The 13,880-nt window shown below is 69.1% G+C and carries 12 protein-coding genes; 5 read left to right on the top strand and 7 right to left on the bottom strand.

The window, feature by feature from the left end:
- Positions 1–18: 18 nt before the first annotated feature.
- The 3 genes from OXU32_09645 to OXU32_09635 form a co-directional block, all read right to left on the bottom strand.
- On the bottom strand, positions 19–729 hold the full coding sequence (locus OXU32_09645; protein ID MDE0074211.1) for a helix-hairpin-helix domain-containing protein: 711 nt from the start codon (positions 727–729) through the stop codon (positions 19–21).
- Between the two features lie 239 nt (positions 730–968).
- Positions 969–1,400 carry a hypothetical protein gene (locus tag OXU32_09640; protein MDE0074210.1) on the bottom strand — a complete coding sequence of 144 codons (432 nt, stop codon included), beginning with the start codon at positions 1,398–1,400 and terminating at the stop codon, positions 969–971.
- Between the two features lie 2 nt (positions 1,401–1,402).
- Entirely contained in the window at positions 1,403–2,110 is a 708-nt protein-coding gene (locus OXU32_09635; GenBank protein MDE0074209.1) for a peptidylprolyl isomerase, read from the bottom strand.
- A 288-nt stretch (positions 2,111–2,398) separates the two neighbouring features.
- Between OXU32_09635 and OXU32_09630 the strand changes: the two genes are divergently transcribed.
- The 3 genes from OXU32_09630 to OXU32_09620 are packed head-to-tail and all read left to right on the top strand — an operon-like array spanning position 2,399 to position 8,356.
- Entirely contained in the window at positions 2,399–5,491 is a 3,093-nt protein-coding gene (locus OXU32_09630; protein ID MDE0074208.1) for a SusC/RagA family TonB-linked outer membrane protein, read from the top strand.
- A 13-nt stretch (positions 5,492–5,504) separates the two neighbouring features.
- Complete coding sequence (locus OXU32_09625) at positions 5,505–6,842, top strand: RagB/SusD family nutrient uptake outer membrane protein (GenBank protein MDE0074207.1); 1,338 nt, start codon at positions 5,505–5,507, stop codon at positions 6,840–6,842.
- 29 nt (positions 6,843–6,871) lie between these two features.
- A complete protein-coding gene (locus OXU32_09620; protein MDE0074206.1) occupies positions 6,872–8,356 on the top strand; it encodes an amidohydrolase family protein in 1,485 nt (494 codons plus the stop codon).
- Positions 8,357–8,521: 165 nt separating this feature from the next.
- On the opposite strand, the gene OXU32_09615 is transcribed toward OXU32_09620, so the two are convergent.
- Positions 8,522–9,598 (bottom strand): DUF3500 domain-containing protein, encoded by a 1,077-nt coding sequence (locus OXU32_09615; protein MDE0074205.1) that lies wholly within the window; start codon positions 9,596–9,598, stop codon positions 8,522–8,524.
- Positions 9,599–9,721: 123 nt separating this feature from the next.
- On the opposite strand from OXU32_09615, the gene fdhD reads away from it, so the two are divergent.
- Both fdhD and OXU32_09605 read left to right on the top strand, forming a co-directional pair.
- Positions 9,722–10,570 carry a formate dehydrogenase accessory sulfurtransferase FdhD gene (fdhD, locus tag OXU32_09610; protein ID MDE0074204.1) on the top strand — a complete coding sequence of 283 codons (849 nt, stop codon included), beginning with the start codon at positions 9,722–9,724 and terminating at the stop codon, positions 10,568–10,570.
- Positions 10,571–10,605: 35 nt separating this feature from the next.
- Positions 10,606–11,220, top strand: a complete 615-nt coding sequence (locus OXU32_09605; protein ID MDE0074203.1) for a molybdenum cofactor guanylyltransferase — start codon at positions 10,606–10,608, stop codon at positions 11,218–11,220.
- Positions 11,221–11,256: 36 nt separating this feature from the next.
- Here OXU32_09605 and OXU32_09600 read toward each other — a convergent pair whose 3' ends face one another.
- From OXU32_09600 to OXU32_09590, 3 genes are read right to left on the bottom strand one after another with little or no spacing between them, the layout of a single operon-like run.
- Positions 11,257–12,144, bottom strand: coding sequence for a hypothetical protein (locus tag OXU32_09600; GenBank protein MDE0074202.1), 888 nt, complete (start codon positions 12,142–12,144; stop codon positions 11,257–11,259).
- Between the two features lies 1 nt (position 12,145).
- A complete protein-coding gene (locus OXU32_09595; protein ID MDE0074201.1) occupies positions 12,146–12,649 on the bottom strand; it encodes a hypothetical protein in 504 nt (167 codons plus the stop codon).
- Between the two features lie 2 nt (positions 12,650–12,651).
- Complete coding sequence (locus OXU32_09590; protein ID MDE0074200.1) at positions 12,652–13,878, bottom strand: DUF6384 family protein; 1,227 nt, start codon at positions 13,876–13,878, stop codon at positions 12,652–12,654.
- Positions 13,879–13,880 lie beyond the last annotated feature (2 nt).

The following is a 13,880-nucleotide window of genomic DNA, read 5'->3' as shown; positions in this document are numbered from 1 at the left end:
CCCGCCCGGCTGCGCCCCTTATCCGCCCTGGTTCAGCGTCACGTAGCGCTCGAACCGCGCGACTTCGTTTTCGTCCACGTACTTTCCGATCTCGCGCCGGAACTGGTCCAGGTCGGTGTACGGGCGGTACTCCTCGAACTCGTGGGCCATGCGCTCGCTCATCCCGGGAACCGCCATGATCTCTTCGCGGGGGGCCGTGTTCAGGTCGATAGGGACGTACACATACCGGGCGAGCCGCTCAACTTCGTTCTCGTCCACGTACTTCCCGATCTCCATGCGGAACTCGCCCATGTCCACGTATGGACGGTACTCTTCGAACTCGTGGGCCATCCGATCCCCAACACCCGGAATCAGCAGGATCTCGTCGTTGGTCACGTCGTTGAGGTTGATCGGCAGCCAGAGCGCGCGGTAGGCCCCTACCGCCGCCTCCTCTCCGATCGCCCCCGCCAGCACCGCGTGCAGATCCGCCGCCCGCAGGTAGGGCCGTCCGCCGGCAACCGCCGCGGCGGCCTCCGCCGTGATCCCCGGGACCGCGGTGAGCTCGTCTTCAGTGGCGAGGTTGGGGTTGGAGAGGGCGGCCATTGCATCGGCGGCGTTCATACCGCCCATGGCCTCGACGTCCACGGCGGCGGCGGGCTCGGACTCCGCCGCATCGCTATCCCCGGCACAGCCGGCCGACAGGAGCGGAATCACGGCAAGGACGAGCATTGCGGTGTTACTGCGGGACATGTTCCTCCGTTTCCTGTAGTGAGTCTCGTTGCGTGTGGCGTCACAAGTGCGCCGAGCGCGAGCTGAATAAAATGAGACTCATTCTCAACTTGCTCTGAAGATCCACAGGCAGAGGGGTAAGGTCAAGTGTCCGGCACGTCGAATTCGATCGACCGGCATCGGTCCCGCGTCAGGCTTTTCGATGCTCGCCGATCGGGTCGGCCGCCAGGTCCGCTCGTCAGCCGACGCTTGTGTCAGGTCTATCCCCCGGGCCGTCGGGTGGTCACCACGATCGCGCCCCACATGTGGCCGGTCCCGTAGATCGTGGTCGCGTCCCGGGAGGAGAGGAAGCGGATCTGCTCGACGTCCTGCACGGGAATGCTGCGCAGATCGTCCAGCGCGAGCAGCTTCGCCTGGTCGACGTACACGGCCGGCTCCGGGTTGGGGTTCGAGATGGTGGGAGTGCGCCGGTAGAAGAGCCACGATGGCCGCAGCTGCTCGACCGCCTGGTACGCGCTCTCGCTCAGAATCTGTTCCAGTTCGGGACGCGTGATGTCTCCCTGTGACGTGCTGCGCGCGGGTCCGGGGGCACCCACGACGCAGGCTGAGACGACTGCCAGCGCGAGCGGCAGCACCATTTGCAGCCACCGCCATGCGCCGGTCGGGCGGTCCTTCACCCGTATGGATTCCATGGTCACTCCTTCGAGCCGCGCTCCACCGTGGCCCTCAGGAGGCGGGTGAGCATCGGGAACTCGCGGTCGAGATAGTCGTTGCCACCCGCCACGATCGCGCTCTGGTCGCCGCGCCGCAGCCCGCCCCCCGAGCTCTCGCCGTACCCCGGGTAGATGCGGTCCACAACCTCCATCCCCTCCACCACCCGGCCGAAGGGCGGGAAGCCCTGCGCGTCCAGGCGGCTGTTGTCCACCAGGTTGATGTACACCTGTGTGGCGCGGGTGTGCGGCTCCGTGAAGGCGAACGCTATGGTGCCGCGCACGTTGCTGGCCAACACCGCGTCGTCGTCCCGGATGGTCTCGCCGATCCAGGCGGCCGTGACCTCGGGATCGCCCGCCAGTCCCCACTGCACGATGAAGTCCGGTACGGTGCGGTGGAAGCGCGCGTCGTCGTAGTAGCCGTGGCGCACCAGGTTGTAGAATCGGTCGGCCCCCACGGGCGCCCAGGCTCGCACCACCTCGATGGCGAAGTCACCCGCGCTGGTCTCGAAGCGAGCCAGGAAGGTGTCGGGAGCGGCCTCGCTCCACGCCGGGAGGGTGGGATCGAGCAGGATCTCGCGGGAGGAGAGGGCGGAGCGCTCGTCCCCGGGCGCGCAACCTGCCCCGACGAGCGCCGCCAGCGCCACCGCCCACCACCGCCGACCGCTCTCGCTTCCAACTGCTGGAGCCACCGGCCACCTCACGGATCGGCATGGACGGCGGGCCGGCCCTCCACCACCCCGCCTGTCTGAACCTGACGCCGCCGGGAGGGCGTGTCCAATCCGTAGAGCGGCCCCCCCGGTGCCCCGCGCCGGCCACCCGCCGACTGGCCGCCGCTTGACACGAGTCGTAGAATCACCGTGGAGGCGTTCTCGGACAGTTTGGACCCCCGCCAGGCAGCTCTTCCACGCGACCCGTTTCTCCGACGGGTCTACCTCCTGGCGGCTCACTCGGCAGTACGCGCCTCCAGAGGAGTACGCATGGGTAAGTTTCGTCCGTTCGCACGGGCGCTTGCCTGCCTGGCCGGAGCCTTGGCTGTGGTCCTTGCCTCCGGCACGCCCGCCGCTGCCCAAACGGGCAATCTCGTCGGCCAGGTAGTCAACGCCGAAACCCTCCAACCCCTCGCCGGAGTCCAGGTCTACATCCAGGGACTTGACCTGGGCACCGCCACCAACCAGAACGGGCGCTACATCCTGAGCGTCCCCGCCGGAAGCCACGAGGTCGCCTTCGAAAGCCTGGGCTTCGGCACGCAGACCGTGACCGCCACGGTCACCGCCGACCTGGCCACCGAGATCAACGTGTCGCTGCGCGAGGAGGCGCTCGCGCTCGACGAGATCGTGGTCACCGGCACCGCCGGAGGAACCCAGCGCCGCGCCATCGGCAACGTGGTGGAGACGGTGGACGCGGCCGCCGTGCTCGAGGTCGCGCCGGTCACCAGCGTCCAGACGCTCCTGGCCCAGCGCACCCCCGGCATGATCATGCTGCCGTCGGCCGGCCAGGTCGGCACCGGCTCGCCGATCCGCATCCGCGGCACCACCAGCATGTCGCTCGGCAACGACCCCATCGTCTACATCGACGGCATCCGCATGGACTCCAACCCGCGCGGCGGACCGGGCGTGCGCGGCGGGGCCCGGGTCAGCCGCCTGAACGACCTGAGCCCCGAAGACATCGAGAGCATCGAGGTCATCAAGGGGCCCTCGGCGGCCACCCTCTACGGCACCGAGGCCTCCAACGGGGTGATCCAGATCATCACCAAGCGCGGAGCGGTGGGCGCCCCCCGGTTCGACATCAGCGTGCGCAGCGGCGCGAACTGGCTCCAGAACTCGGCGGGCCGCGCGGGCGGGGATCCGAACTCCTGCTACAATAACCCTGCATCGCTGGACGCGCTCGCGTGCGCCAACGGCCTCCAGTGGCGCAGAAACGCCAACACCGGGCAGCTCGAGGGTTTCAACCTCGTCCAACAGGAGATCGACGCGGGACGCCCGCCCATCTTCCGCACCGGCCTCCAGCAGGGCTACAACCTGGGGCTGAGGGGAGGCACCGAGGACGTGCGCTACTACACGTCGCTCTCCTGGGACGACGACGAAGGCATCGTCGGCTACGACTTCGCCACCCGCCTCAACGGCCGGGTCAACCTGGACCTGGTGCTCTCCGAGGATGTCTCGCTGCGGACCAGCACGGGATACATGCAGAACCGGGTCCGGCTCGCCCAGAACCGGGGCGGGTTCGGCGCCGAGCCCTTCAGCGGCATCATCTGGGGATTCCCGAGCACCATCGAGACGCCGCAGCGCGGCTTCATGGTGGCGCCGCCCGAGGAGTGGTCCAAGCACGTCACACGGGCCGACAACGACCGCATCACAACGAGCCTCGAGTTCGGATACAATCCCGCGGACTGGACCACGCACCGGCTCTCCTTCGGTCTGGACCGGGGCGAGGCTGTCGACTGGGTGCTCATCCCGCGGCAGCCCGAGGGCCGCTCGCACTTCTGGGGAAGGCGCGGTCTCGGCTTGAAGGATGTTGCGCGCATCGCCAACCGCTTCACCACGCTCGACTACAGCGGATCGGCCTTCCTGGATGTGCGTCCCGGCCTCCGGCTCACCAGCTCGGTGGGCGTGCAGTACTACCAGCGCCAGACTTCCATCATCGAAGCCGAGGGATCGGAGTTCCCGGCGGTGCCTATCACGACCGTGAGCGGCGGCGCCGATCGCGACAGCGGCGAGAACTTCACCGAGAACATCACCCTGGGCGCCTACGTCCAGCAGCAGCTGGACTGGAACAACCGCGTCTTCCTGACCGCGGCCGTGCGGGGAGACGACAACAGCGCCTTCGGGGCCGACTTCGACGCGGCCGTCTACCCCAAGTTCAGCGCCACCTGGGTCGTCACCGAAGAGGACTTCTTCGACGTGGGCTGGATCGAACAGCTGCGGCTGCGTTCGGCCTGGGGCGCCGCCGGACAGCAGCCCGGCACCTTCGACGCGGCGCGCCTCTACGTCCCGGGCGTGGGCTTCGGCGACCAGCCCGGCCTGCTCCCCGGCTCCTTCGGCAACCCGCAGCTCAAGCCGGAGCGCGGCGAGGAGCTGGAGTACGGCTTCGATCTGAGCCTGCTGGGCGGACGCCTGGAACTCATCGTCAGCCGCTACGACCGCACCATCAAGGATGCCATCGTCCAGCGCCCGGTCCCCACCTCCACGGGCTTCTCCGGGCGCCAGATCGTGAACCTGGCCGAGGTCAAGGCCTGGGGGAACGAGGTCGGCGTCGACTTCCGAGCCATCGAGGGCCCGGTGTTCAACTGGGACATCAGCGGCCAGTTCGCCACCATGAACAACGAGATCCAGGACCTCGGCGGGCTGTCCTTCGTGCCCGCGGGCGGCCAGCAGTCCCACTACGAGGGCTACTCCATCGGCGCCTTCTTCGCCAAGCGGGTGGTGTCGGCGCAGATCGACGCCGGCGGCTTCGTGACCTCGGCGATGTGCGACGGCGGAACCGGTGTCGGCGGCATAGACTCGGGCGGCTCTCCGGTCGCCTGCGGCGGTGCGCCCGACGTGCACTGGGCCCCGTCCACGCCCACCTGGCAGGTCGGCATCACCAACAGCTTCAGCATCAACAACCTGCGCCTCTACGCGCGCATCGAAGGCAACGGAGGCCACTGGAACTTCAATTCCGAGTTGCGCGCCGCCCACAACATCGGCGTGACCGAAGCCGTCATCTGCCGCTGCATTCCCGAGGTGCAGGCCCGGCGCCAGTACGAGAACAACACCATGGGCTTCCACGAGGGCGGATTCCTGCGCCTTCGCGAGGTCGGGGCGAGCCACAGCATTCCCGGGGACCTGCTCACCCACATAGGAGCTTCCCGCGGGGTCATCAGCGTGTCCGCGCGCAACATGGCCATGCTCTGGACCAAGGCCCACGGATGGGGCACCTGGCGCGACGGCCGGGTGATGCCTCCGGGCGGATTCGGAGGGAGATGGTCCTGGGACGCGGAGCTGCGCAGCACCGGCAACATCCGCGCGGATCAGCAGACCGTCATGCCGCCGTTCGCCAGCTTCACGGCGAACGTGCGCCTGAGCTTCTGAGGGAGGTGGCACGATGATCGACCTTCGAAGCAGCGAATCCAGTCCGCACGGGCACGAGGTGACGACAATGAGACGGTACAGCGAATACATCGGACGCCGGCGCCGGGCTCGCCGGCAGGGAAGGGGTTCCCGGGCGATGGCGATCCTGAGCGGCATTCTGCTCGCGGGAACGGTGGCCTGTGAATCCCTTCTGGAGGTGGAGATCCCCGGGCAGGTCGAGGACGCAGCGCTCGACGATCCGGCGCTGGCCGGCACCATGGTGATCAGCGCGCTGGGCGAGTTCGAGTGCGCCCTCAACACCCTGGTTCCCACCAACGCGTTTCTCACGGGCGAGTTCATCGCCTCCAACTTCTTCCTGAGTTCCAACGTCTGGGGCTGGCGCGGGGAGACCGAAATCCGGGCCACCTCGGGCGCCTGCTCGACCTCCCGGGCGGCTACCAACTACGGCTACTACACGCCCTTCCAGCGGGCCCGCTTCCTGGCCGAGGACGCCGTGCGCCGCATCACCGAGTTCAGCGACGCGGACGTTCCCGACAAGTCCAACGTGCTGGGCACCCTGAACGCGTACGCGGGCTACAGCCTGGTGCACCTGGGCGAGAACTACTGCGAGATGGCGCTCGACAACGGGCCGCTCATGCAGCCTCGCGAGGTCCTGGCGCTCGCCGCGGAGCGCTTCACCACCGCGATGAGCCAGGCCTCGGATCCATCCATCGTCAACATGGCGCGGGTGGGACGGGCGCGCGCGAACCTCGACCTGGGGAATCTGTCGGAAGCCGCAGCGGACGCGGAGCAGGTGCCCGAGGGGTTTGTGCGCAACGCCGAATACTCGACCGCCCAGATCCGGCGCGAGAACTCGACCTACAACCGCACCGAGACCGACTACCTGTCGGTGGGCTTCGCCTGGCGTGACCTGGAGGTCGCCGGCATGCCGGATCCGCGCGTGCCGGTGGTGAACACCGGGCGCAAGGGCCAGGACGGCGAGACCGACCAGTGGGACCAGCTCAAGTACACGTCGCGCGACGATCCAATTCCCATCGCGTCATGGCGCGAGGCCCAATTCATCATCGCCGAGGCACGCATGGGACAGGCCGCCCTCGACGCGCTGAACCGGGTGCGCGACGTGTACGGGATTCCCCACATCCAGATGAGTGAGGTCGACGACATGCTGGCGACCATCCTGGAGGAGCGGAAGCGCACCTTCTTCCTGGAGGGCCACTGGCACAGCGACATGATCCGCCACAACATCCAGTTCCCGCAGGGAGTGAACCACAAGGGCAACAGCTTCCAGCCCTACAGTTGCATGCCGCTGCCCGACATCGAGGTGAACAACAACGTCAACCTTTCGGGCTAGACCCGAAACAGTCTTCAGGAGTACGCACCATGATCGGGTTCAGGGCATACGGAATCGCCGCGGGACATGCGGCGCTGGGTTGCGCCTTCCTCGCGCTCGTCGCCGCGGCATGTTCGCCGGCGGAGGAGGGGGAGCCCGCCGCATCGGACGTGACGGTCGTCTGGGGCGGCGGCCTGTTCGACGGGACCGGGGACGCCGTGGTTCCCAACCCGGGGATCGTGATGGCGGAGGGGCGCTTCCATGCGGTGGACGCCGTGGCTGCATCGGAGGCGGTCGCGGCCGGGGCGACGGTGGTGGAGGTCGGGGAAGGGGAGGTGATCCTTCCCGGCATGCTCGACCTGCACGCCCACTTCCACCTCGACCTGCTGGGGGAGGGCCGCGTCGACGAGACCACCGTCTATCCCGCGCTCTTCCTGGCCAACGGGGTGACCAGCACCTTCCCGAACGGGGAAGCCAGCCCGGACAAGATGCGGGCCCTGCAGGAGCGCCTGCAGTCGGGCGAGCAGGTGGGCGCGCGGCTGCTCCGGTCCGGGCCCTACTTCGGCTCGTCGCGGGTGGGGTGGGATCCCTTTTTCACGGCCGAGGAGGTCCACCGCCAGGTGGACGCGCTGGTCGAGGAGGGGGTGACGGGCTTCAAGGCCAAGACCATTCGGGCCCCGCAGCTGGAGGCGTTGATCGAGCGGGCCCACTACCACGGCCTCAGCGTGACCGGCCACCTGGGCTCGGGCTTCGGGGGCTCGGTCAACCCGCGCGACGCCATCCGCATGGGGATCGACCGCATCGAGCACTTCATGGGCGGGGATGCGATGCCGGCGGTGCGTTCCGCCTACGCCTCGTTCGAGGAGATGACTCCGGACATGCCCGAGTTCGAGCGCATCGTCCAGCTCTACCTCGACGAGGGCGTCAACTACAACGCGACCATGAGCGCGTACGGATACTCGGGAGGCCGCGACCCCGACATCTTCGAGAACTTCGCGGACGAGATGAGCTACCTGACCCCATACGCCCGCGAACTCGTCGAGGAGCGCCTCGCCGCGGAGCCCCGCCAGGTGAGCGAGCAGTTCGAGCGCATCTACAACGTCAAGCAGCAGCTCGTCCAGCGCTTCTACGACATGGGGGGCGGGCACCTGATCACGATGGGAACCGACCACCCGTCCACGGGCGAGTTCTTCTCGCCCTTCTCGGTGCACCGGGAGCTGGCGCTGTTCGTGAAGTCGGGCATCCCCGAGGCCGCCGTGCTCCGGTTCGCCACCAGGAACGCGGCCGAGGCTCTTCGGGTGGACGGTGACCTGGGCACCATCGAAGCCGGCAAGATCGCCGACCTGGTCATCCTCGGAGCGAATCCGCTGGACGACATCCGCAACACCCGCGACGTGCGCATGGTGTTCAAGGACGGGGTGGCGTACGACCCGGCCGAGCTGCTCGAGTCCTCGAAGGGCAGGATCGGTCCCCAGGGGCCGGAGGACCTGCCGGACTTCGCCGCCGTCGACGTGCCGCCGCCGGGAGGGGAGTGAGGGGAGGTCGACCGGACCGGGCGAACAGACACGGACCCACTACCGGTAGTAGGCTACCCCCTGCCGGTAGTGGGTCTGTTGTTGGCTGCCGGGTCTCGGCTGGCGGCGAAGCCTGTGCCCGCCGCGCGGTAGTTTCCTCGTGCGCAGCCGAGGTCCCGTTCCGGTTTAACGGTGCGGGTGATCGTGCGGCGCCTCGTTGTGGTGCGGTGCCTGCTCGTAGTGCGCCCGCAGCACGTCCCCGCCGAAGTCGTCCCGCAGATCGCGCCATACCGAGTGCACGTGGTTGGCGTTGCCCTGGGTGTTGTCGTACTCGATGAGGAATTCGGGCGAATGGACGCGGTAGTAGTGGCCCTCGCCCGCCTCGGTGGCGCCCGCCCAGGCAAAGTAGAGCTCGTCGTCGGAGCCGGCGGCGATGCGCTCCATCCAGCGGCTCGCGGACTCGTCGTCCATGTTGTGCACGTACTCGCCGATGATCCGGTCGAGTTGCGCGCGCTGGGCGGCGTTGAGCGCTGAGGCCCGGATCCCGTCGTACGCCAGATCCACGGTGCGCTCGGCCCCCGTGATGATGTCGTCGTAGGCTTCGCTGGCGATGACCGCCGACCCGCGCTGGCTCGAGGAGAGCATCATGACGAGCCCGCGCGCGAGATCCTCCTCGTTGCCGAGCACGCGCAGCCCCGCCTTGGGGCCGGACGATACGGTGTGCGGGTTGCTTCCCATGAAGGCAGGGCCCATGACCAGCATTTCATCCCCCAGGGAGGAGAAGCTCATCGAGAGATGATGTCCCTCGAAGCGCCAGGCCCAGGGCTCGTCGGCCGAGGGGGACCCGTAGATGGTGAAGTAGTAGTCCTCAGGATCGCGGAACTCCTCGCGTTCCTCGATGACGCCGAGAACGCGTTCGAGCTCGATGATGCTGTTGGCCTTGAGATAGCCCTGGGTGCTCAGCGCCGACTGGAGCAACTGATGCGCGGCGGTCCGCTGCGCGAGCGTCATCGCCTTCAGCGGGAGCCCGTTACGCTCTCTCGGGACGAAGTGCCAGTTGAACTGTTCCGCGTCGCCGAGGGGGTACATGGCCCGGTCGCGGCCCTCGGCGTCCAGGGTGGCGACGAAGCTGGTAGCCGCGGTCGCGACTTCGTCGGTGGTGCTGGATACCCCGGCGAGCACGACGCCGCCCAGCGCCGAGGTCGCGGCCAGGATCAGGACCGGAAGCGCGATCGCGCGCCAGGACAGGTTCAGATTCTTCATGATGAGGCTCCTCTCTCGGGGACTGCGGGTCCGGATTATGCCTGTCAACTTGCCCGGAGTTTCCGAGGTCCCGCAAGTACGGGACTTCTTGACCATCCCCATCGGACCGGCTGACTTTACGCCATGATCGTTCCACGCCGCCGTATCACGCGACTCAGGGTCACCCGCCTGCGCGACCGGGACCGCACTATGCGCCAGGATGTCGTGGCAGTCGAGGAACCCCTCGAGATCCGGGTGCGGTTCGCCGAGGGGGATGAGTGGCAGACGCGCAGCGTGTCGGTCACCATGCGCACGCCCGGCGACGACTTCGAGCTCGCGGCCGGATTCCTCTTCGCCGAAGGGCTGGTGTCTGACCGGCGCGACGTTCATGAGATTTCCTACTGCACGGGTGACGAGCAGCAGGAGTACAACCTGCTCGAAGTGCGCCTGGCGCCCGACGCGTCGTTCGACGCCGGCCTCCTGAACCGCAACTTCTACATGACCTCCAGTTGCGGGGTGTGCGGCAAGGCGTCGCTCGAGGCCATCGAAGTGCAGGGGTGCGCGCCGGTCGCGGACGGCACGCTGTCGGTGCGGGCGGATGTGCTCAAGGGCCTGCCGGATTCCCTGCGCGCGGCGCAGCCTGTGTTCGAGAAGACGGGAGGCATCCACGCGTCCGGGCTGTTTGACCGCGACGGCGCACTGCTCGCGTTGCGCGAGGACGTGGGTCGGCACAACGCGCTGGACAAGCTGATCGGGCGGGAATTCCTGGCCGGCCGGCTCCCCCTGGCCGACCGCATCGTGCTGGTCAGCGGCCGGACCTCGTTCGAACTCATGCAGAAGGCCACCATGGCCGGAGTGCCGGTGGTGGCGGCGGTGGGCGCGCCCTCCTCGCTCGCGGTGGAGCTGGCACGGCGCTTCAACGTCACCCTGGTGGGCTTCACGCGCGCGACCGGCTTCAACGTGTACGCGGGGCGCGCCCGGGTGCGCACCTGAGCGGGCTGGACCGGCCCCGCCCCCGGCTCTTCGGGGTGGTGCTGGCGGGGGGGCAAAGCCGCCGCTACGGCAGCCCCAAGGCGCGGGTGCGGCTGGCCGGGCTGACGTTGCTGGAGCGAGCCCTGGCCATCCTGCACGCCGCCGGTCTGGAAACGGGAGTGATCGCCAACCGGGTGGATGATCTGCCGGCCGCCGCTCTCTCCGCGGCAGCGCCCGTCCGCCCCGACCTCACACCCGGCGCCGGCCCGCTCGGCGGGCTGCACGCGGCCCTTGCGTGGGCGCGGGAGCGGGGAGACGCGGGAGTCTTCCTGCTCGGGTGCGACCTGCCCCTGGTGCCGCCCACCCTGGTGGCGCGCCTTGCCAGCGCCTTCGACGCCGCGCGCCCGACCGTGCCGGCCAGCCCCGGCCCGCTCGGCATCGAGCCGCTGTGCGCCTGCTATCCCGCCAGCCTGGTGGCGGCCGCGGAGGAATGGCTGGCGGCAGGCCGGTTCGGCATGGGGGAGTTCGTGCACGCGCACGACCCGGTCGTGGTGGCCCGCGACGAACTCGCATCCGTCGCGGGCGCGGAAAACGCCTTCCTCAACGTGAACACCCCCGTCGACCGCGACCGCGCGGCCGACCTTCTGAGCCTGCAAGCCGGACCGGACTGACCTCGCCGATGCCATCGTCGGCGCCGGGCCCTCCGCTCAGAAGCCACCGCCGGTCGAGAAGCCGCCGCCCCCGAAACCACCCCCGGTCGAGAAACCACCGCCTCCGAAGCCACCCGCGCCAAAGACACCCCCGCTTGAGCTGTGGACCGGCAGAAAGTGCTGGTTGCGCCCCAGCATCCGATGCACGTGCAGGGAAGAGTGGCGCCCGGCGACGAAGCCCAGGAGCAAGGCGTTGATGTCGAGCCCGTCGTCGAAGCGCGACCGGCGCCCGTTCCAGTCGTCGGCCTCGAAGCGGTCGCGGATTTCCTCCAGGCCCGCCAGGCGCTCGGCGAGACGCGTACGCTCCTTCCGGCGCCTGGCGAGCTCCGCCCGCAGCTGCGTGAGCCGCTCGTCGATCTCGAGCAGTTGCGCGACCAGGACGTCGTCGCGCGGATCGCGGGTGGCGCGCGCCATGGCGACCAGTTCCTCCAGCGTGCGGCCCTCCAGAAACGCCTCCAGGCCGTCGATCGCCGACTCGTAGTAGGATCCACGCTCGTCGTGGAGAGCGGCCAGCTCGTCGGTGAGTTCGCGCAGCGCGGCTTCGGCCTCGCGCACCTGTTGACGCGCCGCCTCCCGCTCCGCGTAGAGCTGTTCCCCACGTGCGAGCACCGGGGTAAGCCCGTTCCTGTCCATGACCTCCTCTTCCAGGCCGGCCAGCGGCGGGAGCGCCGTGGCGAGGGCCGCGCGATCCTCCTCGAGGACGACGGCGGCGTGACCGGGCAGCGCGTTGAGAAAGTCGTAGCTGGCGCGAACGTCCTCGTATCGCGTCACCTCCGCCACCCACCCGTCCAGGCGGCGCGTGAGCACGTTGCCGGCAGCCCTGGCCGTGCCGTACCGCCGGCGCGCGAGGTAGGAAAACAGGGCGTCGCCCTCGTATGCGGGCACCTTATTCCGCCTGTTCGCGCTCGGCCGCTTCGTGGCGCTGCTCCGAGGCGGTGACCCGGGCCTCGAGCAGGCGGGCGCGCTCGAACAGGCGCTGCCACCGGGGCATGGCCTGAAGTTCCCCGAACACCACGCGCGCCAGCCGCGCCCGCTCTTCGCCGGTCTCGTTCAGCGCCTCGGTCACCGATGCCAGCGCCGCCTCGGCCGCCGCGACCTCGTCGCGCTGCTCGGGAATACGCCTCTCGACCTCGCGCAGGCGGTCCTTTTTCTCGTCGAAGATGGCGCGCACGCTGGACTCCATCCCGGCGAGGGTGGCTGCCACGGCGTCCTCCCGCATGGCCGGAAGATGGAACTCGGCCAGCGCACGAATGGCGGCGCACCTGCGTCCGCCCGCCTCGCTCAGTGCGAGTTGCAGCCCGTCGATGCTTTGCTCCCGCTCGTCCAGCCCACGCCGAACCCGCCGGATGCGCCTGACGATGCCGCGGTGGATGTCTCTGCCGGTCTGCATGGCTACCACTCCGTGATCTGGCCGATGTCGGCGTAGCGGCGCTCTGCCGTGACGAAACCTCTGGCCTTGAAGCCGAACTCCTCGTCGTCGATGATGCCGTTGTCCGCCCTGTCGGCGGCGACGCGATCGTACACCTCCTGCGGAACCCGCTCTCCCCATTGCCGCACGCGTCTCGTCTCGCCGTCCTCCTCGCTGCGAATCGTCACCGGCACCGGCTCGCCGTCGGTCCCCAGCGCCTGTACCAGCAGGTAGTGGTTGCGGATATCGCGCGCGCCGTCTGGATAGCGCCACACACCCCCCGTGACGACGATGCGGTACTCCGTGGAGACCGCGTCGAGCAGGTCCCGATAGCGCCCCGCGGCGGCGTCGAGCCCCACGACGTCCCGGGCGGCGATGCGGGACTCGGCCTCGCGGGCGAGCTCTCCGGCACGCTCCCGGACGAGGTCCTCAGCGGCTTCCGCGAGCACGGCGGCGTGGAGACCGACGATATCGGCCTCGAGGGCGCCCAGGCGGGCGTGACGCTCGAGCGCTGCGTCCGCCCGGCCGATCCCGGCCCGAGCCAGCACCAGGTCGCCCTCCACGGCCGTGGTCCCCTCTCGAAGCCGGTCGAGATCAGGGCGCGCAAGATCTTCCCGGGCGGCCTCCCGGGCGATGGGGTCGAGTGCTTCCTCGACCACGGACAACCGGATCCCGGCGGCCGCCAGGCTGGCCGCGAACTCATCGGCTTCTGCGGCGGGCAGGTCGGGCGGCGTGCCCTGTGACAGCAGGGCCTCGAGTTCTGCGAGTTCCGTGGCCCGGGCCGCGCGGATGTCGGCCAGTTCCCCCCTGAGGCGCTCAACGTCTCGCGCGAAAGCGCGCTCGGATATCATCCCGGCGCCCGCAATGCTCCCCCAGACGAGAGCCGCAACCGCGGCGGCCGGCAGCAGAACGCGCCGGCTGATCCAGCCCCGGCGGATGTAGAGAAGCGCCAGGCTCCTCCCGACACCGGGCGGCGCCGGGGTGAAGGCGTAGCGCTGGGAAAGGTAGTCGTCGAGCGCCTTCTCGATCGTCTCGCTGTCCACGAGGTCGCCCAACTCCTCGTACATGCGCTGTATGTCGCGGATCGCGGCATCGCGGTCGAAGGCCTCGTGCTCCTCGAGCGCCTGCCGCCGCCTGTGGATGACCTGCGCGGCATCCATCACGCGCAGCACTTCGTGGGGAGCCAGCGGTGTCCTGCCCTTGTGCGTCATTC

The sequence above is a fragment of the Gammaproteobacteria bacterium genome, from assembly GCA_028819075.1.
In the GTDB taxonomy this organism is placed as follows: Bacteria; Gemmatimonadota; Gemmatimonadetes; order Longimicrobiales; family Gaopeijiaceae; genus BD2-11.
This window is presented reverse-complemented; position numbering and strand designations above follow the sequence as displayed.